The sequence below is a fragment of the Caballeronia sp. LZ033 genome, assembly GCF_031451265.1.
Lineage (GTDB): Bacteria > Pseudomonadota > Gammaproteobacteria > Burkholderiales > Burkholderiaceae > Caballeronia.
The window spans coordinates 1,124,913-1,147,969 of sequence record NZ_JARUXQ010000004.1; the positions used below are offsets into that span (position 1 = coordinate 1,124,913).

Consider the following 23,057-nt stretch of genomic DNA (forward strand, 5'->3'; position numbering starts at 1 on the left):
GACACTGGAACTTCACGAGAGCGGCGGCCTAGTTCCTGGAGCGGTCGACCAGTGCGTCCCGGGCGATCCACGGCATCATTGCGCGCAGCCTGGCGCCGACGATTTCGATCGGATGCGCGGCGGTGATACGTCGGCGCGACTGAAGGGTCGGCGCCCCGGCCTTGCTTTCGAGGATGAATTGCTTCGCGTACTCACCCGTCTGGATGTCGTGCAGCACGTCCTTCATGGCGGCCTTCGTCTGCGCGGTCACGATGCGCGGGCCAGTGACGTATTCGCCAAACTCGGCATTGTTGGAAATGCCGTAGTTCATGTTGCCGATGCCGCCCTCGTAGATGAGATCGACGATGAGCTTCACTTCGTGCAGGCATTCGAAGTACGCCATCTCGGGCGAATAGCCGGCTTCCACCAGCGTTTCGAAGCCCGCCTTGATGAGGTCCACCAGACCGCCGCAGAGCACGGCCTGCTCGCCGAACAGGTCGGTTTCGGTTTCTTCCAGGAAGCTGGTCTCGATGATGCCGGCGCGGCCACCGCCCGTCGCCGCCGCATACGCGAGCGCGATGTCGCGCGCCGAGCCCGAGCGGTCCTGCGCCACGGCGATCAGATGCGGCACGCCGCCGCCTGCGGCGTAGGTGCTGCGGACCGTGTGGCCGGGTGCCTTCGGCGCGATCATGATGACGTCCAGATCCGCGCGCGGGCTGACCTGCCCGTAATGGATGTTGAAGCCGTGAGCGAAGCCGAGCGCCGCGCCCTCGCGGGCATGCGGTTCGACGTCCGTGCGATAGACCTCGGCGATCTGCTCGTCAGGCAGCAGCATCATGACGATGTCGGCTTCCTTGACGGCATCGGCGATGCGCTTGACGGTCAGGCCGGCGCGTTGCGCCTTCTCCCACGAAGGGCCCTGGCGCACGCCGACGCAGACGTTGATGCCGCTGTCCTTCAGGTTGAGGGCATGCGCATGGCCCTGCGAACCGTAGCCGATGATGGCGACGCTGCGGCTCTTCAGAAGGGCAAGGTCGGCATCCTTGTCGTAAAAGACTTTCATGCGGTTTCCAGATGGGTGCGATGGAAGGGTTGATGTCGGCCACGCGAGATGCGTGGTCTACAGGTCCAGGATCAATGTCTTGCTGATGGGCCTGGAGACGCATACCGTCAGGAATTCCCTGCGTTCGTCTTCGTCCAGAATGAAGTCGTTGTGCTCGACTTCGCCTTCGAGATAGCGGACCTTGCAGGTTGCGCACAGGCCGGCACAGCAGGACGTGGGCACTTCGACACCCGCCTCGCCCAGCGCTTCACTGAAGTTCTGCTCCGGTCGCACATGAATGACCTGACCCGTGCTGGCGATGGTGACGTCGCAACCGTCGGCGTTCTCGGTGCCCGAAGGCTCGCGCTTCGGCTGCTCCGGCGCCTTGAAGTGCTCGAAGTGCACCGTGCCCTTCGGCCAGTGACTCGCCGCGTCGGCGCAGGCCGCCATGAATCCGCCCGGCCCGCAGTAATAAACGTGCGTGCCCGGCTGCGGCTCGGCGAGCAGCGCACGCAAGTCCAGGCGATCGGCTTCCGCGCCATCGTCGAAGTGATAGTGCAGCTTGCCCGCGCGCAACATGCTGGCGAACTCAGGACCGAATGCCGCTGCATCCTGGCTGCGCGCGCAGTAGTGCATGTCGAAATCCACGCCGCGCTGTTCCAGCTCATGCGCCATCGCCTTCAAGGGCGTCACGCCGATACCGCCCGCAATCAGCACGACCTTGCGTGCGCCCTCGGCCAGCGCGAAATGATTGCGCGGCTTGCTGATGGTGACGATGTCGCCAGCGCCGATGCTTTCGTGCACCGCGCGCGAACCGCCCCGCCCGCTCTCGTCCTTGAGCACGGCAATGACATACCGGTTGCGCTCAGCAGGTGCATTGCACAGCGAGTACTGTCGGATGACGCCGCTCTTCAGATGAACGTCGATGTGCGAGCCCGCCTCGAAGCGAGGCAGCGCCTGGCCGCTCGGGTTCGTGAGTTCGTACGAGTTGATGCCCTTGCCTTCGTAACGAATCTGCTTGACGCGGACATCGAGCGTACCGGCTTCGATATCCGCGACCGCTTCTTCCTGTTCCAATCGTTCCAATACCGTGTCCATGATCCTTGCTCCGTGGCGGATGACCGGCCGCGCGTAAAGGCGGCCGGCACCCGGCGCGCCGATTAGCTCTTCAGCGACTGTTCGAGGTCCTTGAACTTGTTGCGCACGAATTCACCGCGCGCTTCGCCTTTCAGGCTGTCGCTCTCGGTCAGGATCTGGACGACGGTCTTCAGCACCTTGCGACGGCGCGCCACTTCTTCTTCGACCGTCGCGCCCTCTTCGATTTCGAACACGTTGCCCGAGCAGAAGCTGTTGGGCGCACCGCCCAAAGCGCGGAACCATTCGGCGAAGCCCTGCGCCGAGGCCGCCGAGTTCGTGCCGCGCACTGCATCGCGCAGCATCTTGCGGAACTGGTACAGGCCCGCGTCGAACTTGGTCGGATTCTCGAGTGCATGAACGGCGATCGGACGCTGGCTGATGATCGCCTCGTAGTCGCCCGGTGCGTACTGAGCCTGCTTGTAGATGTCGCGTTCGCGATGGTTCGGGGGAATCGGCGGCATGTCTTCGAGCTTGTACTTGCCGAAGCGCTCGGGACGGCGCATCGCCACCTGTCCTTCCAGGAAGTCGATGGTTTCGTAACCGACCATCTCCTTGTTGCCGATGCCGCGTGTGTCGATGCCCGGGCCCATGACGCGCCAGCCGATCATCTTGCTGTTCTCGTCATCGACGGGCACGGTCCAGCGGATGATGTGGAAGCGGCTGAAGTACTTCTTCTTCGAGCCGTCTTCCGACGTGTAGGCATGCAGGCTCAGGTTCGGCAGCACCTGATGCTGGACGCGGACGAACAGCCGGTCCTTGTTGACGCGGCGAGCGCCGGCGCACGCCAGACTGCGTCCGCCCTGCACCGGCACGAAGTTCATGTCCGGCGCGACTTCCATGGATGCGGCGCCGACTTCGTCGAAAGTCGTTCCCTGATAGTTGCCGTCGACGACGTTCTTGCCCGCGTGCAGTGCGGTCGGATGGTAGTTGTCCGCCGCGTTGTCCTGGACCTGCAGCCAGTTGCAGTGCTGGAAGTTGCTGTAGGGCACGAGCTCGTCGCCGGGCGATACCGTGTAGTCGCCTTCCCATTCCGGAAACGGCGGCTCCTCTTCCGGCGGTCCCATGTAGGCGAACACGAGGCCGTTGCGCTCGACCGCCTTGTAGGCGCCCTGACGGATCGAGCACGCGTAGCGCTCGGCTTCCTTTTCCTCGCCCTTGGGGAACGGCACGTGGAGGCAGGCGCCGTCCACGTCGAACACCATGCCGTGATAGCAGCACATGATGCCGCGCTCCTGGATCGCGCCGTATTCGAGCGATGCGCCGCGGTGAACGCAGTGCGCATGCAGCACGCCGACGCGGCCGCTCTTGTCGCGGAAGGCGACCAGCTCTTCGTTGAGGATCTTGAGGAAGCGCGGCGTGTCGGTCAGTTCCATCGACATGCAGACCGGATGCCAGAAGCGGCGCATGTATTCGCCAGTCGGCGTGCCCGGGCCGGTTTCCGTCAGCTCGGGATCATGCTCCGGCGTCTTGTTGGCGTAATAGCCCCCGAATGGAATCAGCTTCTTCGCCACCGGCGCCGAACCTCCGGTGCGCTTCTGGTCGTCCATCTTGTCCGATTTGACGCTCATGTCCTGCCTCCAATGATTGTTAGGGACCACATCGGTTGTTCTTGTCAGAGCGGTTTCCGTCGTCGGTGTTCCGTGCTCTGAACTCTGTATCCAAAGATTAGGCGCATACGAGGGCGATGTCTCTATGGGTAAACACGGATAAGAGTGTTTCCGGGCGTTGCCGGAGACGCATTAGCGTTGCGCGGGAAGTGTCACGCGCACGTCGCGAGGACGTGAAGTTGGTGGCAATGCAGACAGGTGCAGAAACGCGGGATTTTCAGAAGAGATGACGGCCGCAGGACCCAAGCGGCCGGTATTGCGACTCAGGAAGTAGCCTGAGCGATTTCGCTGTTCGTGCTCATGTGCTTCACGAGATTCGCTCGCGCCGCCTCGACGTGCAGCACGCTCAGGCGCGCGGCGAGTTCTTCGTCGCCTGCGGCGATTGCGTCGGCGATGGCCGCGTGCTCGTCCCAGACCACCTTCCTCTGGCCGACGACCTGATGCACCGCGCCCATCACGCGCCTCAGATGCATCCAGTGCAGCCGGGCATTTTCCAGGATCAACGGATTGCCTGAAGCGGCATAGATGGCCAGATGAAACGCCATGTCGGCTTCGACCATGGCCTTGATGTCGTCGCCGCGCATTGCCTTGCGGCCATTGGCGATCAGCGACTTGTCGAGCCGCACGGAACGCCGGGCGGCGAGCTTGGCGGCGAGACCGTCGAGCGCTTCCCTGAATTCATACAGATGCCCGACCCGTTCGACGTTGAGCGGCGTGACCTGCAAGCCGCGCCCGGGTGCGTCCTCGACCAGTCCGTCTTTCTTGAGCAAACGAAACGCCTGAAGCACGGGCGAACGAGATACCGAGAGCTGTTCGGCAATCTCCTCCTGCACGATGCGCGTTCCAGGGGCGATGGAGCCTTCGCTGATGGCGTCGAGAAGGATGTTGTAGACCTCGTCGACGTAATCGGTACGAGCCTGAATCTTGACGAGTTTGGCCGGCATGGCAAATCAGAATCGATATTGAATACCGAATCCTATCAGCTTTCCACAGGGATTTTGCTCCGGCAAATTGCCACGTCGAGGGCGCTCAGCTCATCGACAGGAGCGCGACGCCAAGCGTTTCGTTTTCGGCGGCATGCTTCTCATAGAGCACGTCCGGCGCGACATCACGCATCTGCAAGACCTCTTCCATGACCGCGCGTGCGCGTGCCAGGCCGGATTCGGAATGGGCCTGCACCAGCACGAGCGATTGCGACGCAAAGTAACGTCTCGCCTGCTTCAGCACGAAACTCGCATCCTCGATGAATGCCGCTGTGGTGAAGTCGCGCGCGTCGCGTACCAGGATCGACACCAGCCCGATTCTCGCGCGGGCCAGTATCCAGGCGGCGTCGTAATCCGTACGCGTTTCAGATCGCATGAGCACGCGCGAGAGCCCCTCGAGTTCCCTCAATGAGGATTTTGCATTCAAAACGCATTGTGCCGAAGCCGGAAACGCGTCGGAGTCTGTCCACTGTGCGAGGGCATGAGGCGGTCGGCGGAGGCCGCCGAAAGCGCCATCGCTATGGCTCAGGGTTTGACATTCGACGGGAGGGCCTGCATCGGACCGGAGAACGAGATAGTTGGGGACGTCCATTTTTGGATCTGTCGACTGGCGCTGTGGAGACGTGCGATGTCCATGCCTTCAGGCGGCATGACTACCGTACTCTAAATTCTGTATACAAAGAGTACGTCCGCAAAGGGGTCGCTCCCATCAGGGAAAACACTATCTCTTTCGGTGGGACTAAAGGGTGAGCGAGAAGATGCCACGAGCCACATGGCGGAAGGCAGCCGGAGTCGAACCGACCTGGGAATGTCTGACATCCCCAACTGGGTTTGAAGCCCAGCCGCACCACCGGATACGGATGCCTTCCGTGCGTCACACTGCGCCGCCGTCAAAACTTCGCAGGGGGCGACCGATTATAACGACGTCATTCGTCGAGCATGAGTCAGGGTCCGCCGCCCTTGTCCTTCATGTGCCGTCGCGGCTGACGCCTCCGCAACAGCCGATAGACGCAGTACAGCAACGCCACGGCCACGAGCAGATCGACCACCGTGGTGCCGTGCGCCTGCAATTCGAGCAGCGCGAGGTGCAATTGATGCTCGAAGAGCGCGCCGCCGAGCAGCCAGAACGCCGCCCACGCGACGATCCCCGCCGTGTCCCACAAGAAGAACGCCGGCACCGCGATCTGCGTGGTGCCCATCAACGGCGGCGTGACGAGTCCAAGTCCCGGAACGAACTTCGACAGCGCCACGATCGGCGGCCCATGCCGTTCGAACAGTTCGCCGGTCGTGCGCATGCCCGAATCCACCGCATACGATCTGCGCGAGAGCGCCGCGACCAGCTTGCGCCCATAGATGCGCCCTGCGGCAAACCACACGCCATCGCCGAGCAACGCGCCGCACACCGCCGCGAGCAGCACATGCGAGAACGCGAGCCGCCCGCTCGCCACCGCCGATCCCGCGAACACCAGCAACGGCGCGGACGGCAACGGCACGCCCAGTCGCGTGAGCAGCACGTTCGCAAAAACGGCCGCGCCGCCCCATTGCACGATTGCCGACGGCGGGATCTGAATCAAACAACACCTCGCGAACGCTGGTTCCAACGCATCATTCCGCCCTCGACTCAACGAGCATCACCGGCACATCGCCGCATCCCGCGCTACTCGCAATTTCGATGCCTTGCCACGGCGAATTCTTGCCGTGGTCGAAGGCCATCGGATCGACGCGCCGGTCGGGCCTCAGCACATTGAACGGCCACGAAGGACGGCGGATCCGCTCGTGCACCACGGCGCCGAGCCAGATGGGCGTCGGCGCGACGCCCGGACGCTCGCGCACCTCGTATGGCGTGGACCAGAAGCGCAGCACGTCGCGCTCGTCGGCGCCATAGGGCGACCGCGCGAACACGAGCTTCGACGGCTCGCCATTGTTCAGGCGCGGCAGCGCCGGCAGATCGATGGCGGGCGCATTCGGCAGCACCACCGACAACACGCTCTTCAGCGACACATGCGACACCTCGGTCCAGCCGCGGCTCAACAACTGCGCGCGGATCTGCGCGGGCGTCGCGGCCCACTGCACGGTGATCGGCTCGCGCCGGTCGCCTTCCATGTTCGCGCGATAACACGAGAAGGTCCGCCAGACCGAATCGGTCCATTGGATCGGCGTAATGACGACGGACCGGGGCGGCGCGCTGCGCGCTTCAGTGTCGTCGCTCAGTTGCAGCGCCACGCTCGCGCAGATCACGACCAGCACCGCGACCGGCATCAACGGCCGCGGCTTCGGCTTGGCCGGATTGCGCCACACGGCCGTCAACGCGATCAGGAACACCCACACGGCCGCGAGCGCCGCGCTGCCGAGCGCATCCGAGATCGTGAAGCGGCCGAAGTAGAGCCCCGCCAGCGCCACCGCCGTCACGATCGCCGACGTCCCCATCGCGACCAGCACGCCCGTCAGCAGCCGCACGCGGCGCAGCAGCAGGAACGCGAGGAAGCCGTAGATCACGACCGTCGCCGCGACGTGACTGCTTGGAAAGCGGTGCGTCGAAGGCGCGAACGACACGGCCAGCGGCTCGTGCGCGGTGAAGCGGATCGCGGCCACCAGCAACTGCGAGAACGCCAGCGCCGCGACCCAGTAGGCGACCGTGCGCCAGCGCCGCTCGATGCTCATCCACACGATCACCATCACGCCCAGCACGAGCAGCGTCTCGGTGCTGCCGAGCGTGGCGGCGGCATCGAGGATGGAGTCGGTCCAGGTGGAGCGGAACGATTGCAGCAGCCGATACACCGACACATCCACCTGCACGATCGACGCCCCGCGCGCGACATTCGCGAGCACCGAGAAGAAGAGCACCGCCGAGGCAAGCAGCAGCGTCGAGATCATCACGATGAGGCCGGTGGCCGGATTGGCCGGATCGAGCGCGCGCGCGACGAGCCGCGCCGGCAGGCCGCGGCTGTTGCGGGCCCAGGCGAGCAGCGCATCGCGCGACAGGATGCTCCAGCGCATCGCATGCGAAACCAGCACGCGCACGATGTTGAACACGACCCACGCGAGCGCGGTAAGGATGATGAGGATCACGACGAGCCGGATCGAAACCGCACCCGCCAGTTCGATCGACGCGCCGAACACCACGCCCGGCAGGATATGCGTCGGCGCCCAGACCAGCGCGCTCAGGATGTTGACGGCCAGGAAGCGCGCGGGCGTCATGCCCGTCAGGCCCGCGACGACCGGCACGACGGCGCGCATCGGCGCGACGAAACGCGCCAGCACGACGCTCTTCGCGCCATGCTTCTCGAAATACTTCTTGCCTGCCGTGAGCGCGCCGGGATGCGTCCGGAACGGCCACATCTGCGCAATGCGGTCCGCGTAGCGCTGACCAAACCAGAAGCTCGCGGCATCGCCGGCAATTGCGCCCCCGATCGCGCAGACGAATACCCAGCCGAGATTCAACGCGCCCGTGCCGACCAGCGCGCCCGCGATGAACATCGCCGTGCTGCCGGGCACGAAGGTGCCGATGAACGCGACCGATTCCAGGAACGACGCGAGCAGCACCACGGCGAGCGCCCATTCCGGGTAACTCGCCAGGACATGCAAGAGCTTGAAGTAGTAATGCTCCATCGCGATCAAGGGTGAACCCGGCCAGGGACAGGACGGATCAGACGGACATCAGACGGACTCGTGCCAGCGGCTGTCGGTGCGCAACAGGTGGAGGTCGCGATGGAATCGAGTGTATCCAACCCGGTCGAAGAACTCCAAAAGCTGTATTGCGCGCTTGCGGCCGAGACCCGTTGCATCGCGGAAATGGGCCGCACCCAGCCCGCCGCCCTGCGCCGCCGCCTGTTCGGCCACGAGCCGCGCCAGTGCGCCGATCGTCGCGCGGTCGTAGAACAGGTCGCGCACCACCTGATGCGCGTCGCCACGCCGCGCGAGTTTCTTCAGCAGCCGGCGCATGTCCTCTTCCGCGACGCCGTGCGTTCGTGCAAGATCGCGCACCCACGGCGGATCGAACCGGCCTTGTTGCAGCGACGCCAGCACCGCGTGCGCCAGCGTTTCCTCGCGCGCATCGAGCGTCACCGCGTGCGTCGGCAGATGCAGCCATGGACCGCTTCGCGCAATCGTCTTCTGCGCCACGGCGTCGTCGACGAGCGCGCGCCACAGTGCATCCGGCGCGAGCGGCGCGGCCATGCGGCGCAGGCGCGCGACGTCGGGGCCCTGTTCATCGGGGAAGCGTGCGTGAAACGCGCCCAGCGCGTCGATGAGCCGTGCGTTCAGCACGTTCCAGTAAGCAGCCGACACGTAGAGCACATCGTTATGCAGCGGAATCTCGCGCATGTCGGCCGGCAAGGCGAGCGCCGCCATCGGCACGCCGCACAGATGCTCGATCAGCGAACGCGGCAGGCCGTAAGGCGCCTGTTCGAACAGCGCATCCACACGCTGGGTATCGAGCCACGCCGCGAGCGCATCGAGCCAGGCGCGGCGTTGCGGCGTGCGGCGCTTCCTGGCAGGCGCGAACGGATCGAGCACGCGGCCGCCGCCGACCGTGCGGCTCGCCTGCGCATTGCGCACGATGAAGCGGTCGCCGGGCAGCGCGCACACCGGGGTATCGAAGACGAGCTGCACGCGCGCCGTGTGCCCCGGCTGCAAGGTGTCGCCGTCGAGCAGCGCGACGTGCGCCACGCGATGCGTCGTGCCGAGATGAACATGCAAGGGCGACCAGTGCTGGAGCGTGAGAGCCGCATCGTCGAGCAGGTTCAGTTCGACGTCGATACGCTCACACACACGCGCCAGCCGCGCATCGACGATCCAGTCGCCGCGACCCAGCGCATCCTTCTCGATGCCAGCGAGATTCAACGCGCAGCGTTCGCCCGCGCGGCCCGTCTGCGTCGCGCGATTCTGCGCATGAATGCTGCGCACCCGCACGGCCTCGCCCGAGGTTCCGCGCGGCGCGAGCGCGCACACGTCGCCCGTCGCCACGCGGCCCGCGAACACCGTGCCGGTCGCGATCGTGCCCTGCCCCGCCAGCGTGAACACGCGATCCACCGCCAGCCGGAACCAGCCGTCGTCGCGGCGCGCGCGCTCGTGCGCCGCCGCTTCGTGCAGATGCGCGGCCAGCGCGGCGACGCCGGCATCGTGTTCGCGCGTGGCGTCGGTATCGAAGCGCGGCGCCGCATGCAGCGGACTGCGCGCGAGCAGCGCGTCGATGTCCGCCTGCGCCTCGCGGCGGCGCGCGGCGTCCACGCGATCGACCTTCGTCACCGCCACCGCGCCCCGCGTCACGCCGAGCAGTTCGAGGATCGCGAGATGCTCGCGGGTCTGCGGCATCACGCCGTCGTCGGCGGCGATCACGAGCAGCGCGAAGTCGATGCCGCACGCACCCGCCGCCATCGTATGAACGAGTTTCTCGTGCCCGGGAACGTCGATGAACCCGAGCACGCCGCCGCCTGCCAGCGGCACGTACGCATAGCCCAGTTCGATGGAAATGCCGCGCGCCTTCTCTTCCTTCAGACGGTCGGTATCGACGCCCGACAGCGCGCGCGTGAGCGTCGTCTTGCCGTGATCGATATGTCCCGCCGTGCCGACGATCATCCTTCTTCGCCTCGCGCCCCTGGCCCTCGCAGTTGCGCGATGAACAAGGTTTCGTCGCCTTCTTCGAGGCAGCGGAGGTCGAGCCGCAAGGCGCCGTCGGCGATGCGTCCGATCACGGGCCGCGGCAACTCGCGCAGCCGCTTCTCGATGCGGTTCAACTGGCTGCCCGGACGCTTGCCGTTCGCGAGGCGCACGGCCAGGCCGTAGCTCGGCAGGACATCGACGGGCAATGCGCCGCTGCCGATTTGGCTGAACATCGGTTCGGCGCTCACGACGAAGGCATCGCCAATCCATTGCTGCAGCGCGGGCTGGATGCGTTCGGCGCAGAGACGCATGGCGTCGGCGGGACGCGTGAGCAGGCGCAACGTCGTCAGGCGTTCGCGGAGATTCTCCGGTGCCCGATACAGCCGCAACACGGCTTCGAGCGCCGCGAGCGTCAGCTTGCCGACCCGCAGCGCGCGCTTCAGCGGATGCTTCTTGATCTTCGCGATCAGCTCGCGACGGCCGACGATCAGCCCGGCCTGCGGGCCGCCCAGCAGCTTGTCGCCACTGAAGGTGACGAGATCCGCGCCGGCGTCGACGGTCTCCCGCACCGTCGCTTCGCGCGGCAGGCCCCACTGCGCGAGATCGACCAGCGTGCCGCTGCCCAGATCCACCGCGATGGGCAAATCACGCGATTTGGCCAGCGGCGCGAGTTCGGCGAGTGTCACTTCCCTGGTAAAGCCGGTGACGGCGTAGTTGCTGCAATGCACCTTCATCAGCAGGGCGGTCTTCGGGCCGATGGCTTCGTCATAGTCCTTGAGATGCGTGCGATTCGTCGTACCGACTTCGCGCAACCTTGCGCCTGCGCGGCTCATGATGTCGGGAATGCGGAACGCGCCGCCGATTTCCACCAGTTCGCCTCGCGACACGATCACTTCCTTGCGCGACGCAAGCGCCGACAGCGTCAACAGCACGGCCGCCGCATTGTTGTTGACGACGGTCGCTGCCTCCGCGCCCGTCAACTCGCAGATGAGGCCGTTGATGAGGTCATCGCGATCGCCGCGCGCTCCGGTGTCGAGATCGAATTCGAGGTTCGCGGGCCGCGTGAGGACTTCCGTCACCGCGCTGACGGCTTCGTCCGGCAGCAGCGCGCGGCCCAGATTCGTATGCAGCACGGTTCCGGTGAGATTGAAGACGCTGCGCACCGCGCTGCGCGCCCGAGCCGAAAGCGCCGCGCTCACCGCTTGCGCCAGTGCGGCGTCGCTCAATGCATCGACGGTTGCCCGGCCGGCCTGCGCATCGCTGCGCCAAGCATCCAGCGTGGCGCGCAGGGCCGCGAGCGTCTGTGTGCGTCCATGGGCGGCGATCACGTCCGCGAATTCCGCCGCGCCCAGCACGCGCTCGACCGACGGCACGCGCGCCATCAACGCACGCAGTTCACCGCCGTCGCTTCCCCGGACGTCGCTCATGATTCGTCAGGCTGTTCGGGCCACAGCCAGGGATGCGGCGCGGCACGGCGATAACCGGCATCGCCCATCAACAGGTCGAGTGTGAGGCTCGCGAGATCGTCGGCGTAGGGTTCGAAGTCGAACGCCTTGTCCTGGTAGCCGATCTTGCGATACGTGCCGCATTCGTCGCACGACTCAGCCTTGAGCGCCGCGCGTTTCGCCTGCTCGGCCTTGTCGTCCTCGCTTTCGTCGCCCGTGCCCATCGCGTGATAAGCGATGCCCTTGGTCGAATCGCAGTTCGTGCATTTTGCGCGGACCACGTGCAGCTCCGTCGCGCACAGCCCGCACTGCACATAGCGATACCCTTCATACGGACCGCCGACGCGCACGATGCTCGCCACCGGCACCGAGCCGCACACGGGACAGACGCCGGGCGCGTCGAGGTAGGGCACGTCGCGCATGTTGACGCGGCTCGCGAGATCGGTCCAGACGACTTGCAGCGCCGCCGCGACGAAGGGCGCGGCGGCCGGATCGATCTCGGCGAAGCGCAAGGCAAGGATGGCGTCGGCCTGATTGTCGAGCGTGGCGGTGTCCATCGTGCGCAGACGCGCCACCAGTTGCACGAGCGCGGGCGTCAGCGCGCCAGCCGCCTCGATGCCGTCGAGCAGCATGAACAACACGTCGCGCCAGGCGGGATCGCGGTGATCGGTGAGTGCGGGGATGATCGGCATCGAATGCCGCTGATTCATTTGAATCGATTCGCGCGCGGGCATCGGCGCCTGGAACTGGGACAGAACGCGCTGCTGCGTGTCGGCGAGCGCGGACATCAGCTGCAGATAGCCGCCGATGGGACTGCTCGCATCCGCGAGTTGCAGCAGCCGTGCGGCGCGTGAAGCGAACACCGTGGCACGCTCGGGCATGCGCAATCTAGGGATCGCCGAGGGATCGAGCGACTCGATCTCAGCGGCTTCGATGATGCGTTGGACCACGGCGGCTCCTGGATGGAAGTATCGGGCAACAAGGCAGTCTGTTCGAACGGACACGCGCGTCAAGCATAGCAGTATCCATGCGCGCGCTCAGAGCAGTCTGAAATCACTGTGTCTTGCTTAAAAACACGTTGCAAGGGCCGCCTGAGAGAAAGACATCGCGTCGATGAGCGCTACGATTTCGCGTAGCTTGAGTCAAGACACATTGAGGAAATCAAGATGGAACTGTCGATTCAGAAGTGGGGGTAAAGTGCCGCTTTGCGTTTGCCCGCCGCGCTGCTCGAGCAAGCTCGCGTCACCATAGGTGACAGGCTCGTCGTTGAGATCCGTTCGGAGGGAATCGTGCTTGCGCCGGCACGACCCCGATACTCTCTGGATCAGCTTATCGCGCGCTGCGACTCCAAGGCACCGGTTTCCGATGACCTGGTGAATTGGATCAGCATCAAGGACGCGGGACGTAAAACATCCTGCTCCCGCCTGAGCCTGAGACGAACCCCCTACTTCCCGATCATCTCCCGAAACCACCTCGGATGATGCTTCCGCGCCCATCCGAACGTGACCGTGCCGCGCGTCATTGCGCCGATCGATCCCTTGATCCACAGCGCCGCATAGATATGCACGATGATCGACACGATCAGCACGAAGGCCGTCGCCGCATGTACGACCGACGCCACGCGCACCACCGTGATCGGAAAATAGAACGCGAAGTAACGCCGCCAGATCACGATCCCGCTCAGCAGCAGCAGCACGAGACTCGCCACCATCACGAAAAACAGCAGCTTCTGCCCGGCGTTGTACTTGCCGATCTCCGGCAGCCGGTCCTCGCGGTTCGTGAGCACGTCGCCGATCTGTTTCATCCACTGCACGTCGTTGCGGTCCAGATAGTTGTGATGCCAGAACCGCAGCGCGAGGATCAGGAACGACACGAACATCACGCAGCCCACAAACGGATGCAAGATGCGCGTCCACTGTCCGCCGCCGAACACCGCGTAAAGCCACGCCATCGAAGGATGAAACATCGCGAGCCCGGAGAGCGCGAGCAGCACGAAGGTGATCGCGGTGATCCAGTGATTCGTGCGCTCGTTCGGCGTGTAGCGCTGTATCAGCCGATGCCCCTTGACGTCACGCAGTTCGCTATCGTGTTTCATCGCTTCGCTCCTGTCCGCCCTCACGGCGGTGACGCACTTCATCCGCCTCGCGCTGCGCCTCGATTTCGTCTTCGTCGCTGACTTCGTTCGGCCCGATACGCGTGTAATGGAAGAACCCGGCCAGCGCCGCAATGCCGATGCCGATCATCGCCAGCGGCTTCGTCACGCCCTTCCAGATCGACACCAGCGGACTGATATGCGGATCCTTCGCCAGACCGTGATAAAGCTCCGGCTGATCCGCGTGGTGCAGCACGTACATCACGTGCGTGCCGCCCACGCCCGCCGGATCGTACAGTCCGGCATGCTCGAAGCCGCGTTCCTTCAGGTCCTCGACACGCTCCGCCGCCTGCTGCTGCATGTCCACCTTGGTGCCGAACATGATCGCGCCGGTCGGGCAGGTCTTGACGCACGCGGGCTCCTGTCCCACGGCGACGCGGTCCGAACACAGCGTGCACTTGTACACGCGATGATCTTCCTTCGAGAGCCGCGGAATATTGAACGGACAACCCGTGATGCAATACCCGCAGCCGATGCAGTTCTCCTCGTGAAAGTCCACGATCCCGTTGGTGTACTGCACGATCGCGCCCGGCGACGGACACGCCTTCAGGCAGCCCGGATCCTCGCAGTGCATGCAGCCGTCCTTGCGGATCAGCCATTCGAGATCGCCCTTCGGGTTCTCGTATTCGGTGAAACGCATCACCGTCCACGAGTGCTCGGTCAGGTCGCGCGGGTTGTCGTAGATGCCGGTCGTGTGACCGATGTCGTCGCGCAGGTCGTTCCACTCCATGCAGGCCGTCTGGCACGCCTTGCAGCCGATGCACTTCGACACGTCGATCAGCTTCGCGACCGTGCCCGTGACGGGCACGCGGTCGCCGGGCGGCGGCGTGGTGGTGGCCGAGAGGCGCTTGATATCCAGCGATTGCAATGCCATGCCGTCCTCCCTAAGCCTTTTCCACTTTCACGAGAAACGACTTGAACTCCGGCGTCTGCGAGTTCCCGTCGCCCACGGAAGGCGTCAGCGTGTTGACGAGATAGCCCGGCTGCGCGAGGCCCTTGAAGCCCCAGTGCAGCGGCAGGCCGACGGTATGGACCTTCTTGCCCTCCACCATCAATGGCTTGATGCGCTTGGTGACGAGCGCCACCGCGACGATATGTCCGCGATTGCTCGATACCCTCACGCGGTCTCCCGCCACCACGCCCACTTCCTTTGCGTGTTCCTCGCCGATCTCCACGAACTGCTGCGGCTGCACGATCGCGTTCAGGCGCGCGTGCTTGGTCCAGTAGTGGAAATGCTCGGTCAGGCGATAGGTCGTGCCGGTGTTCGGGAACTTGTCCGCCGTGCCGAACGCCGCGCGGTCATCCGGAAACACGCGCGCCGCCGGATTGCTCGTCACCGCCTTGTTGTCCGGGAAGAACGGGTTATAGCCGATGGGCGTCTCGAACGGCTCGTAATGCACGGGGAACGGGCCTTCGTTCATGCCGTCGCGGGCGAAGAAACGCGCTACGCCCTCGGGGTTCATGATGAACGGACTCATGCCCTTGTCGGGCGGTTCGTCGACCTTGAAGTCGGGGATATCCGGACCGGTCCACGCGCGCCCGTTCCATGCGATCAGCTTGCGCGACGGATCGAAGGGCGTGCCGTTCACGTCGCACGACGCGCGGTTGTACAGCACCCGCCGGTTCGCCGGCCACGCCCAGGCCCAGCCGAGCGTCTGGCCGATGCCGGTGGGGTCCGCGTTGTCGCGCCGGCCCATCTGGTTGCCCGCCTGCGTCCACGAACCGCAGAAAATCCAGCAGCCGCTCGCGGTCGAGCCGTCGTCGCGCAATTGCGCGAAACTCGCCAGCTGCTCGCCTTGCTTCGCGAGCACCTTGGTCTTGTCGGCGGGATCGGTGACATCGGCGAGCGCGCGGCCGTTGAACTCCATCGCGATCTCTTCCGGCGTCGGGCTTTCCGGATCGGCGTAGGGCCAGCTCATCTTCAGGATCGGATCGGGATACGCGCCGCCCTTTTCCTGATAAGCGCGACGCATGCGCAGCCACAGACCCGACATGATCTCCAGGTCGCTGCGCGCCTCGCCCGGTCCCACCGCGCCCTGCCAGTGCCACTGCAACACACGCGACGAGCTGACCAGCGAGCCGCGTTCCTCCGCGAAACAGGTCGTGGGCAGCCGGAATACCTCCGTCTGGATCGTCGACGAATCGACATCATTGAACTCGCCGTGGTTCTTCCAGAACTCGGACGTCTCGGTCGCGAGCGGATCCATGATGACCAGCCACTTCAGCTTCGACAGCCCGAGTCCGACCTTCGCCTTGTTGGGCGTCGCGGCCAGCGGATTGAAGCCCTGGCAGATGTAGCCGTTCATCTTGCCCGCGGCCATCAGCTCGAAGACCTGCAGCATGTCGTAGGACTTGTCGAGCTTGGGCAGATAGTCGAAGCCGAAGTTGTTGTCGGCGGTGGCGTTCTCGCCCCACCATGACTTCATGAAGCTCACGTGGAACGCCCGATAGTTCTTCCAGTAACTCAGCTGGTTCGGCCGCAACGGCTGCGACGCGCGCTTCGTGATGTAGTCGTCGAAGTCCTGTTCGGCTTCCATCGGCAGGGTCATGTAGCCGGGCAAGAGGTTCGACATCAGGCCAAGATCGGTGAGGCCCTGGATGTTCGAGTGCCCGCGCAGCGCGTTCATGCCGCCGCCCGCTATGCCGATGTTGCCAAGCAGAAGCTGCACCATCGCGCCCGTGCGGATCATCTGCGCGCCGACCGAATGATGCGTCCAGCCGAGCGCGTAGAGAATCGTGCCCGCGCGATTCGGCGCGGCGGTCGTGGCGAGCATCTCGCAGACCTTGAGGAACTTGTCGGTCGGCGTGCCGCAGACCTTGGTCACCATCTCCGGGGTGTACGAAGCGTAGTGCTGCTTCAGCAGGTTGTAGACGCAGCGCGGATGCTGCAAGCTCGGATCGGTCTTCACGTAGCCGTCGTCGCCGCGCTCGTAGTCCCAAGTCGACTTGTCGTACTTGCGATGCTCGGCGTCATAGCCCGAGAACAGGCCGTCCTTGAACACGAAGTCTTCGCGCACGATGAACGACATGTCCGTGTAATTCTTCACATACTCGTGCTGGATCTTGTCGTGCGTGAGCAGATAGTTGATCACGCCGCCCAGGAACGCGATGTCCGAGCCGGTGCGGATCGGCGCATAAAAATCCGCGACCGATGCCGTGCGCGTGAAGCGCGGATCCACCACGATGAGACGCGTCTTGCGATGCGCCTTCGCTTCGGTCACCCACTTGAAGCCGCACGGGTGCGCCTCGGCGGCATTGCCGCCCATCACGAGAATCACGTCCGCGTTCTTGATGTCGACCCAATGGTTCGTCATCGCTCCACGGCCAAACGTCGGGGCAAGACCTGCCACCGTCGGGCCATGTCAGACACGCGCCTGATTGTCGAATGCGAGCATTCCCCAGCTGCGCACCGTCTTGTGCGTCAGATAGCCGACCTCGTTGCTGCCCGCCGACGCCGCCAGGTAGCCCGAGGTCAGCCAGCGATTGACCGTCTTGCCGTCCGCCGTCTTCTCGACGAAATTGGCATCGCGGTCTTCCTTCAGAAGCGTGGCGATGCGGTCGAGCGCGTCCTCCCACGACATCCGTTTCCACTCGCTCGACCCCGGCGCGCGGTATTCCGGATGAAGCAGACGGCTCGGGCTGTGAATGAAATCGATGAGCGAGGCGCCTTTCGGACAGAGGGTGCCGCGATTGACCGGATGATCCGGGTCGCCCTCGATGTGGATGATGCTGGCCTTGGCGTTCTTGGCGTTGTCGCCGAGGCCGTACATCAGGATGCCGCATCCGACTGAACAGTACGGACAGGTATTGCGCGTTTCCGTGGTGCGCGACAGTTTGTATTGCCGGACTTCGGCAAGCGCGGGAGCCGGAGAGAAGCCCATTGCCGCCAGGCTCGATCCGGCGAGCGTGCTCGCGGAGACCTTGAGGAACTGTCGCCGTGACATTTGGAGCATGATTGCCCTCGGCGTGTCGTAAAGTGGGTTTCCAGAGTGTAAGGGTGCTCGGTGACACCTGCAGTAAAGATGCAGTGGCAGCAGCGTCTTCATGTCCGGAACGTCCCGATGAAGCAATGTACGCGCCTGAGACGCATGCCTCCTGAACGTTCTGGAATGGAACCTGCTCTCCCGACCTCAAGTCCGGGCGCCCTGCGCGTCTTACCGAACCGAGAGGTCCGCCATGAGTTCCGTGTCAACGCAGAAGATCGAAGCCGCCGTCAGGAAAGATGCATCCTGGGCCGTCGGCGCGCTCAAGAAGTTTTCCGAAGACCGCTGCGCCGCCATGGCGGCAAGCATTGCCTTCTATTCCGCCTTCTCGCTCGCGCCGACGCTCGTCATGGTGATCGCCGTCGCAGGCTGGATCTTCGGGCCGGAGGCGGCGCGCGGGCAGTTGTTCCATCAGGTCAACGGCCTGATCGGCGATCAGGCGGCCGCGGGCGTGCAGAGCATCGTCGAGAATGCGCACCGCAGCAGCGGCACGGGCATCGCCGCGATCATTTCGTTCGCGCTGCTGGCCATTGGTGCGTCGGCTACTTTTTCTTCACTCAATACCGCGCTCAACCTCGTGTGGCCGATGACCGGCGAACAGCGCTCCGGCGTCTTCGCGATGGTGCGCGTGCGGCTCGTGTCGTTCGGTCTGGTGCTGGGCGTCGCTTTCCTGCTGATCGTGTCGCTGGTGCTCGATACCGCTATCCAGGCCGTCGGGATGTGGCTGTGGGGCGAATCGCCCTTTGTGATCATCGGCGATATCGTGCAGATGGTGGTCGGGCTCGTGATCCTGTCGGCGGCCTTCGGCGGACTGCTCAAGTTCCTGCCCGATGCGCCGGTCGAATGGCGCGATGCGCTCGTCGGTGGGCTGGTGGCCGCGGTGCTGTTCTCCGCAGGCAAGAAGTTGTTTGCGGTCTATCTGACGCATGCGGGCACGGCCAGCGCATTCGGCGCGGCGGGTTCGCTCGCGGTGCTGTTGATGTGGCTGTATTTTTCGGCGGCTGTCCTGCTGCTCGGCGCGGAATTCTCGGCGGCGCGGGCGCGTCTGCATGATCCGCGCGGCGCATGGGGCATGCAGAACAATGGCAAGGTGCCGCCCGGCAGCCGCGCGAAGATCGGCTCGCTGCTCGCGTCCTCGACGCGTCCCGCGACGCCCGCCAATGCGGCAAGTGCCGCCGCCCTGCCCGTCACGCCCGCCAGCATGCGTCCGGATGCCCCTGTGAGCGCGAGCGCGCGACGCGTCATCGGTGCGCGCGCCCAGCATGCCCAGCAGTTGACCGGTCAGGCGCGCATGAAAGTATCGGCGGTTGCGCGGGCGCTTGAGTTGTCGCGCAAGCTCGCGCGAGCCGAATCGACGGCGACACGCGCCACCGCAATCGCCATGATCGGCGCGACCCGCAAGGCGTCGAACGCCAACCAGGCGGTGCGTCGGCATCCGTGGCGCGCAGTGTTGGTGGCGGCGAGCGCCGGCATGGCAGTGGCGCTGCTATCGCGTCGCGATACGTCACGATCGTCAGAAGAAATAGCCCGCGATTGATCTCGCGCGGCAATCATCCGCAACGGCCGAAAAAAGCAAACTCGAAAAGGCCGTTTGTTATTCAGATAGAAGGTAATCGAATAAAGCAGCGCAGTTGAAGTTTCGCCATGCCGGCGCTCGTGCGGAACTTTTCGAGGTGCCTTCTGTCGTCGGTCGTCTGCTTTCAAACTTGCCGCAAACCCTTTACTGGCTTGTGTTGCAGCAAGTGTGTGTTTTTCGAGACAATCTATATTTTTTCATTTCTAAAGTTTCGAAACGTTGCGTTATTCTCTGCGCCAGCAACAACATATTAAACATTCGCGTGGAGAATTCGATGAAGAAATTCGCACTGACGTCCCTGTCGCTGGCACTGCTCGGCGCGGCTGGCGCAGCTCAGGCCCAAACGAGCGTGACGCTCTACGGCGTGATCGATGCGGGCATTGGCTATGTGAGCCATGCAAACGCGAACGGCGACAAGCTGGTCGGCATGATCAACGGCAACCTGTCCGGCGACCGTTGGGGCCTGAAGGGTCAAGAAGACCTGGGTGGCGGTCTGAAGGCAATCTTCCAGTTGGAAAACGGTTTTGACGTTGGCACGGGCCAACTCGGACAGGGCGGTCGCGAATTCGGCCGTCAGGCATTCGTCGGTCTGTCGGGCAATCAGTGGGGTACGGTCACCCTCGGTCGTCAATACGACCCGCTGGTTGACATGGTCCAGGGCATCACGGCTGACAACTACTGGGGCGCCATCTTCGCAACGCCGGGCGACATCGACAACTACGACAACTCGCTGCGCGTGAGCAATGCGGTCAAGTACGTTTCGCCGAACTTCGCAGGCTTCCAGGTTGAAGGTCTGTACGGCGTGTCGGGCGTTGCCGGCGCAACCGGTCAAGGTCAGACGTGGTCGGGTGCAGCGACGTACAACAACGGCCCGCTGGCTATCGCAGGCGGCTACTTCTACGCGAACAACCCGAGCGCCGGCCGCACGCCGCCGACGGGCGCAAGCGGCTGGACCAGCTCCACGTCCGACGCACTGTTCGACGGCCCGATCAACAACGCCTACGCTTCGGCTCATGCCATCGGCATCGCTCGCGGCGCGGTGCAGTACTCGATCGGCGCATTCACGGTCGGCGGTTCGTACAGCAACTCGCAATTCAAGGCTGACGGTGGTTCGCGCTTCGGTTCGGAACACTTCAACACCGGCAACGGCTTCGTGAACTTCCAGGTCACGCCGGCTCTGTTGACGGGTCTGGGCTACACCTACACGAAGGCAGGCGGCGATACGTCGGCGACCTACCATCAGGTCAGCCTCGGCGCCGACTACTCGCTGTCGAAGCGCACGGACTTCTACGCTGTTGCTGCTTACCAGCACGCAAGCGGCGACCAGCGCGATGCAACGACGGGTACGGTGAACTCGGCACAAGCGTCGATCGGCTCGTACGGCTACGAAAGCGGCCGCAGCCACCAGGAAATGGTCATCGTCGGCGTTCGCCACAAGTTCTAAGAACAACCGGCTCGCGCGACATGCAGATGTCGCGCTGGCAGGACCGCAAGACGCTCGAACAGCCATCGGCATGCCGATGGCTGTTTTTTTTGCGCGTCAGTAACGTGACAAATGGTTGAATCGAGCGGGTGGAAGATCACATCGCTCGATGATCGCGGCAGAATCTCCCGAACCTCAAGCCGTTCGGAGTCTGATTCGATGCCGTTTCGCCACGCCGCCGCGTTCGCCGCTGCCCTTGTTATCTGCATCGCCGTGGCGGGATGCGGGGCCGCCCGCAGCGACGATTCCCCCGCCGCGCCGATGATCATCGCGCATCGCGCAGGCGCAGCCGATTTCCCCGAGAACACGCTGCTCGCCATCGAAGGCGCGCTGAAGAATCATGCCGATGCCATCTGGCTGACCGTGCAGCTCACGCGCGACGGCGTGCCGGTGCTGTATCGTCCGGCGGATCTGTCGGCGAATACCGAAGGCCAGGGCGCGGTCGCTGACACCGATCTCGCCTCGCTCGAACGTCTCAATGCAGGCTGGCGCTTTGCGCGCATCGATGCGGCTGGCGTAACGCGCTATCCGTACCGTGAGACACCGCTGCGCATTCCCACGCTCGCGCAAGCCTTGCGCGCGATTCCGCCCGGCGTGCCCGTCATGCTCGACATGAAGGCGCTGCCGGCCGAGCCGCAAGCCGCAGCGGTAGCGCGCGTGCTGAACGAGGAAGCCGCCTGGACGCGCGTGCTGATCTACTCGACGGACGCGTCCTATCAGAAGGCCTTCGCTGCGTGGCCGCAAGCCGTGCTGTTTGAATCGCGCGATGCCACCCGGGCGCGGCTCGCGGCCGTCGCACTGGAACAGACCTGCGAAGCGCCCCCGCCTCCCGGCACATGGACCGCGTTCGAGTTCGAAAGAAAGATGGAGCTCGTCGAAACCTTCACGCTGGGCGAAGCGCGCACGGCAGTGACAGCGAAGCTCTGGACGCCCGACGCCGTGCGCTGCTTCGGCGCGCAAGGCAAGACCCGGATCGTCGCGATCGGCATCGACACGGCGGAGGACTACCGCGCCGCCGCGTGTCTCGGCATCGATGCCGTACTGGTGGATTCGCCGTCGAAGATGAGCGCCGTGAAAGCGGCGCTGCCGTCGTCCTGTGCGGCGGGCATGAGCTGATGACTATTGCCGCGGCGCGTTGCCCGAAGGCACGTCTTCGGCCAATGTCTGCGCGGGCGCTTCGGGACACGGCAGATCGCCGATAACGAGCCGCGGCACCGTGTTGCGCGCATCGCGCGGACGCAGCGGCACGTTGCCGGGCTCGGTCCACGCGGGATTAGGGATCTCGCCGAACAACTGCCGCAGGCGCTCGCCCCACGTCTTGTTGATCATCTGGTAGTAGGCGCTGTTGCTGTCGAGCGTGGCGAAGCGCGTCACGCACAGCGCGTCCTTCTCGTACACCAGCAGATCGAGCGGCAAGCCAACGGACAGGTTGGAGCGCAGCGTGGAGTCCATCGAAATGAGGGCGCACTTGGCGGCTTCGTCGAGCGGCGATGCCGGCGTGATGACGCGGTCGATGATCGGCTTGCCGTATTTCGATTCGCCGATCTGGAAATACGGCGACACCCGCGTCGATTCGATGAAATTGCCCGCCGCGTAGATCATGAACAGGCGCGGCGGCTGGCCGCAAATCTGTCCGCCGACAATGAAACTGCAATTGAAGTCGACGCTGAACTCCGCGAGCGACGACGCATCGCGCCGATGCACCTCGCGCACCGCGTCGCCGACGACCCGCGCCGCCTCCGGCATGGTCGCGACGCTGTAGAGCGTGGGCGCGTTCGGATCGGACGGTTCGGCGAGCAGTTGCGTGACGGCCTGCGTGATGGCCAGGTTGCCCGCCGTGAGCAGCACGAGGACGCGCTCGCCCGGCTGTTCGAAGACCACCATCTTGCGCGCGGCGCTCACGTGGTCCACGCCGGCGTTGGTGCGGGTATCGGAGAGGAACACGAGTCCCTCGTCCACGCACATACCCACGCAATAAGTCATGTCGATCCATCCTGAAGCAAGCAAAACGTCATTGTACTGAGCGCGCCTGCGCATTTCATCCAGCGCGCTTCCGAGCGCTTAACGGC

18 protein-coding genes and 1 tRNA gene are annotated in these 23,057 nt (G+C 64.5%); 4 read left to right on the plus strand and 15 right to left on the minus strand.

Annotation, left to right across the window (positions count from 1 at the left end; genetic code table 11):
- Positions 1 to 28 precede the first annotated feature (28 nt).
- From ilvC to fdhE, 11 genes are all read right to left on the minus strand, one after another.
- Entirely contained in the window at positions 29 to 1,042 is a 1,014-nt protein-coding gene (gene ilvC / locus QCE62_RS32410; protein ID WP_309926977.1) for a ketol-acid reductoisomerase, read from the minus strand.
- A gap of 57 nt (positions 1,043 to 1,099) precedes the next feature.
- A complete protein-coding gene (locus tag QCE62_RS32415; protein ID WP_309926979.1) occupies positions 1,100 to 2,119 on the minus strand; it encodes a PDR/VanB family oxidoreductase in 1,020 nt (339 codons plus the stop codon).
- 62 nt (positions 2,120 to 2,181) lie between these two features.
- On the minus strand, positions 2,182 to 3,726 hold the full coding sequence (locus QCE62_RS32420; protein WP_309926982.1) for a Rieske 2Fe-2S domain-containing protein: 1,545 nt from the start codon (positions 3,724 to 3,726) through the stop codon (positions 2,182 to 2,184).
- Positions 3,727 to 4,028: 302 nt separating this feature from the next.
- Positions 4,029 to 4,709, minus strand: coding sequence for a GntR family transcriptional regulator (locus QCE62_RS32425; RefSeq protein WP_309820977.1), 681 nt, complete (start codon positions 4,707 to 4,709; stop codon positions 4,029 to 4,031).
- Positions 4,710 to 4,794: 85 nt separating this feature from the next.
- Entirely contained in the window at positions 4,795 to 5,340 is a 546-nt protein-coding gene (locus QCE62_RS32430; RefSeq protein WP_309926984.1) for a hypothetical protein, read from the minus strand.
- A gap of 181 nt (positions 5,341 to 5,521) precedes the next feature.
- Positions 5,522 to 5,617 (minus strand) — tRNA-Sec (locus QCE62_RS32435).
- A gap of 75 nt (positions 5,618 to 5,692) precedes the next feature.
- Positions 5,693 to 6,322 (minus strand): DedA family protein, encoded by a 630-nt coding sequence (locus QCE62_RS32440; RefSeq protein WP_309926985.1) that lies wholly within the window; start codon positions 6,320 to 6,322, stop codon positions 5,693 to 5,695.
- 31 nt (positions 6,323 to 6,353) lie between these two features.
- A complete protein-coding gene (locus QCE62_RS32445) occupies positions 6,354 to 8,357 on the minus strand; it encodes a VTT domain-containing protein (protein WP_309927553.1) in 2,004 nt (667 codons plus the stop codon).
- 48 nt (positions 8,358 to 8,405) lie between these two features.
- Positions 8,406 to 10,325 (minus strand): selenocysteine-specific translation elongation factor, encoded by a 1,920-nt coding sequence (selB, locus tag QCE62_RS32450; RefSeq protein WP_309926986.1) that lies wholly within the window; start codon positions 10,323 to 10,325, stop codon positions 8,406 to 8,408.
- Complete coding sequence (gene selA, locus QCE62_RS32455) at positions 10,322 to 11,776, minus strand: L-seryl-tRNA(Sec) selenium transferase (protein WP_309926989.1); 1,455 nt, start codon at positions 11,774 to 11,776, stop codon at positions 10,322 to 10,324. The genes selB and selA overlap by 4 nt, the downstream gene beginning before the upstream one ends.
- Positions 11,773 to 12,744, minus strand: a complete 972-nt coding sequence (gene fdhE / locus QCE62_RS32460; protein ID WP_309926991.1) for a formate dehydrogenase accessory protein FdhE — start codon at positions 12,742 to 12,744, stop codon at positions 11,773 to 11,775. The genes selA and fdhE overlap by 4 nt, the downstream gene beginning before the upstream one ends.
- Before the next feature lie 255 nt (positions 12,745 to 12,999).
- On the opposite strand from fdhE, the gene QCE62_RS32465 reads away from it, so the two are divergent.
- Positions 13,000 to 13,275 carry an AbrB/MazE/SpoVT family DNA-binding domain-containing protein gene (locus tag QCE62_RS32465; RefSeq protein WP_309926994.1) on the plus strand — a complete coding sequence of 92 codons (276 nt, stop codon included), beginning with the start codon at positions 13,000 to 13,002 and terminating at the stop codon, positions 13,273 to 13,275.
- Here QCE62_RS32465 and QCE62_RS32470 read toward each other — a convergent pair.
- From QCE62_RS32470 to fdnG, 3 genes are read right to left on the minus strand one after another with little or no spacing between them, the layout of a single operon-like run.
- Positions 13,239 to 13,889 carry a formate dehydrogenase subunit gamma gene (locus QCE62_RS32470; RefSeq protein ID WP_309926997.1) on the minus strand — a complete coding sequence of 217 codons (651 nt, stop codon included), beginning with the start codon at positions 13,887 to 13,889 and terminating at the stop codon, positions 13,239 to 13,241. The two genes, QCE62_RS32465 and QCE62_RS32470, sit on opposite strands and share 37 nt — an antisense overlap.
- A complete protein-coding gene (gene fdxH, locus QCE62_RS32475) occupies positions 13,876 to 14,820 on the minus strand; it encodes a formate dehydrogenase subunit beta (RefSeq protein ID WP_309820995.1) in 945 nt (314 codons plus the stop codon). Before fdxH ends, QCE62_RS32470 begins: the two co-directional genes overlap by 14 nt.
- A 10-nt stretch (positions 14,821 to 14,830) precedes the next feature.
- Entirely contained in the window at positions 14,831 to 17,899 is a 3,069-nt protein-coding gene (gene fdnG / locus QCE62_RS32480; protein WP_309926999.1) for a formate dehydrogenase-N subunit alpha, read from the minus strand.
- A 223-nt stretch (positions 17,900 to 18,122) separates the two neighbouring features.
- Here fdnG and QCE62_RS32485 point away from each other — a divergent pair, with 223 nt between their 5' ends.
- From QCE62_RS32485 to QCE62_RS32495, 3 genes are all read left to right on the plus strand, one after another.
- Positions 18,123 to 19,466, plus strand: a complete 1,344-nt coding sequence (locus QCE62_RS32485) for a YihY/virulence factor BrkB family protein (protein WP_309927000.1) — start codon at positions 18,123 to 18,125, stop codon at positions 19,464 to 19,466.
- A 313-nt stretch (positions 19,467 to 19,779) separates the two neighbouring features.
- On the plus strand, positions 19,780 to 20,949 hold the full coding sequence (locus QCE62_RS32490; protein WP_309927002.1) for a porin: 1,170 nt from the start codon (positions 19,780 to 19,782) through the stop codon (positions 20,947 to 20,949).
- 198 nt (positions 20,950 to 21,147) lie between these two features.
- Positions 21,148 to 22,104 (plus strand): glycerophosphodiester phosphodiesterase family protein, encoded by a 957-nt coding sequence (locus QCE62_RS32495; RefSeq protein WP_309927004.1) that lies wholly within the window; start codon positions 21,148 to 21,150, stop codon positions 22,102 to 22,104.
- A gap of 3 nt (positions 22,105 to 22,107) precedes the next feature.
- Here QCE62_RS32495 and QCE62_RS32500 read toward each other — a convergent pair whose 3' ends face one another.
- Positions 22,108 to 22,971 (minus strand): proteasome-type protease, encoded by an 864-nt coding sequence (locus tag QCE62_RS32500; RefSeq protein WP_309927006.1) that lies wholly within the window; start codon positions 22,969 to 22,971, stop codon positions 22,108 to 22,110.
- Positions 22,972 to 23,057 lie beyond the last annotated feature (86 nt).

Bases quoted from the DNA above. Each gene is read 5' to 3' on its own strand.
- ilvC (WP_309926977.1), bottom strand. From the start codon at position 1,042: ATGAAAGTCTTTTACGACAAGGATGCCGACCTTGCCCTTCTGAAGAGC.
- QCE62_RS32415 (WP_309926979.1), bottom strand. From the start codon at position 2,119: ATGGACACGGTATTGGAACGATTGGAACAGGAAGAAGCGGTCGCGGAT.
- QCE62_RS32420 (WP_309926982.1), bottom strand. From the start codon at position 3,726: ATGAGCGTCAAATCGGACAAGATGGACGACCAGAAGCGCACCGGAGGT.
- QCE62_RS32425 (WP_309820977.1), bottom strand. From the start codon at position 4,709: ATGCCGGCCAAACTCGTCAAGATTCAGGCTCGTACCGATTACGTCGAC.
- QCE62_RS32430 (WP_309926984.1), bottom strand. From the start codon at position 5,340: ATGGACGTCCCCAACTATCTCGTTCTCCGGTCCGATGCAGGCCCTCCC.
- QCE62_RS32445 (WP_309927553.1), bottom strand. From the start codon at position 8,357: ATGGAGCATTACTACTTCAAGCTCTTGCATGTCCTGGCGAGTTACCCG.
- selB (WP_309926986.1), bottom strand. From the start codon at position 10,325: ATGATCGTCGGCACGGCGGGACATATCGATCACGGCAAGACGACGCTC.
- selA (WP_309926989.1), bottom strand. From the start codon at position 11,776: ATGAGCGACGTCCGGGGAAGCGACGGCGGTGAACTGCGTGCGTTGATG.
- QCE62_RS32470 (WP_309926997.1), bottom strand. From the start codon at position 13,889: ATGAAACACGATAGCGAACTGCGTGACGTCAAGGGGCATCGGCTGATA.
- fdxH (WP_309820995.1), bottom strand. From the start codon at position 14,820: ATGGCATTGCAATCGCTGGATATCAAGCGCCTCTCGGCCACCACCACG.
- QCE62_RS32485 (WP_309927000.1), top strand. From the start codon at position 18,123: ATGAGTTCCGTGTCAACGCAGAAGATCGAAGCCGCCGTCAGGAAAGAT.
- QCE62_RS32490 (WP_309927002.1), top strand. From the start codon at position 19,780: ATGAAGAAATTCGCACTGACGTCCCTGTCGCTGGCACTGCTCGGCGCG.
- QCE62_RS32495 (WP_309927004.1), top strand. From the start codon at position 21,148: ATGCCGTTTCGCCACGCCGCCGCGTTCGCCGCTGCCCTTGTTATCTGC.
- QCE62_RS32500 (WP_309927006.1), bottom strand. From the start codon at position 22,971: ATGACTTATTGCGTGGGTATGTGCGTGGACGAGGGACTCGTGTTCCTC.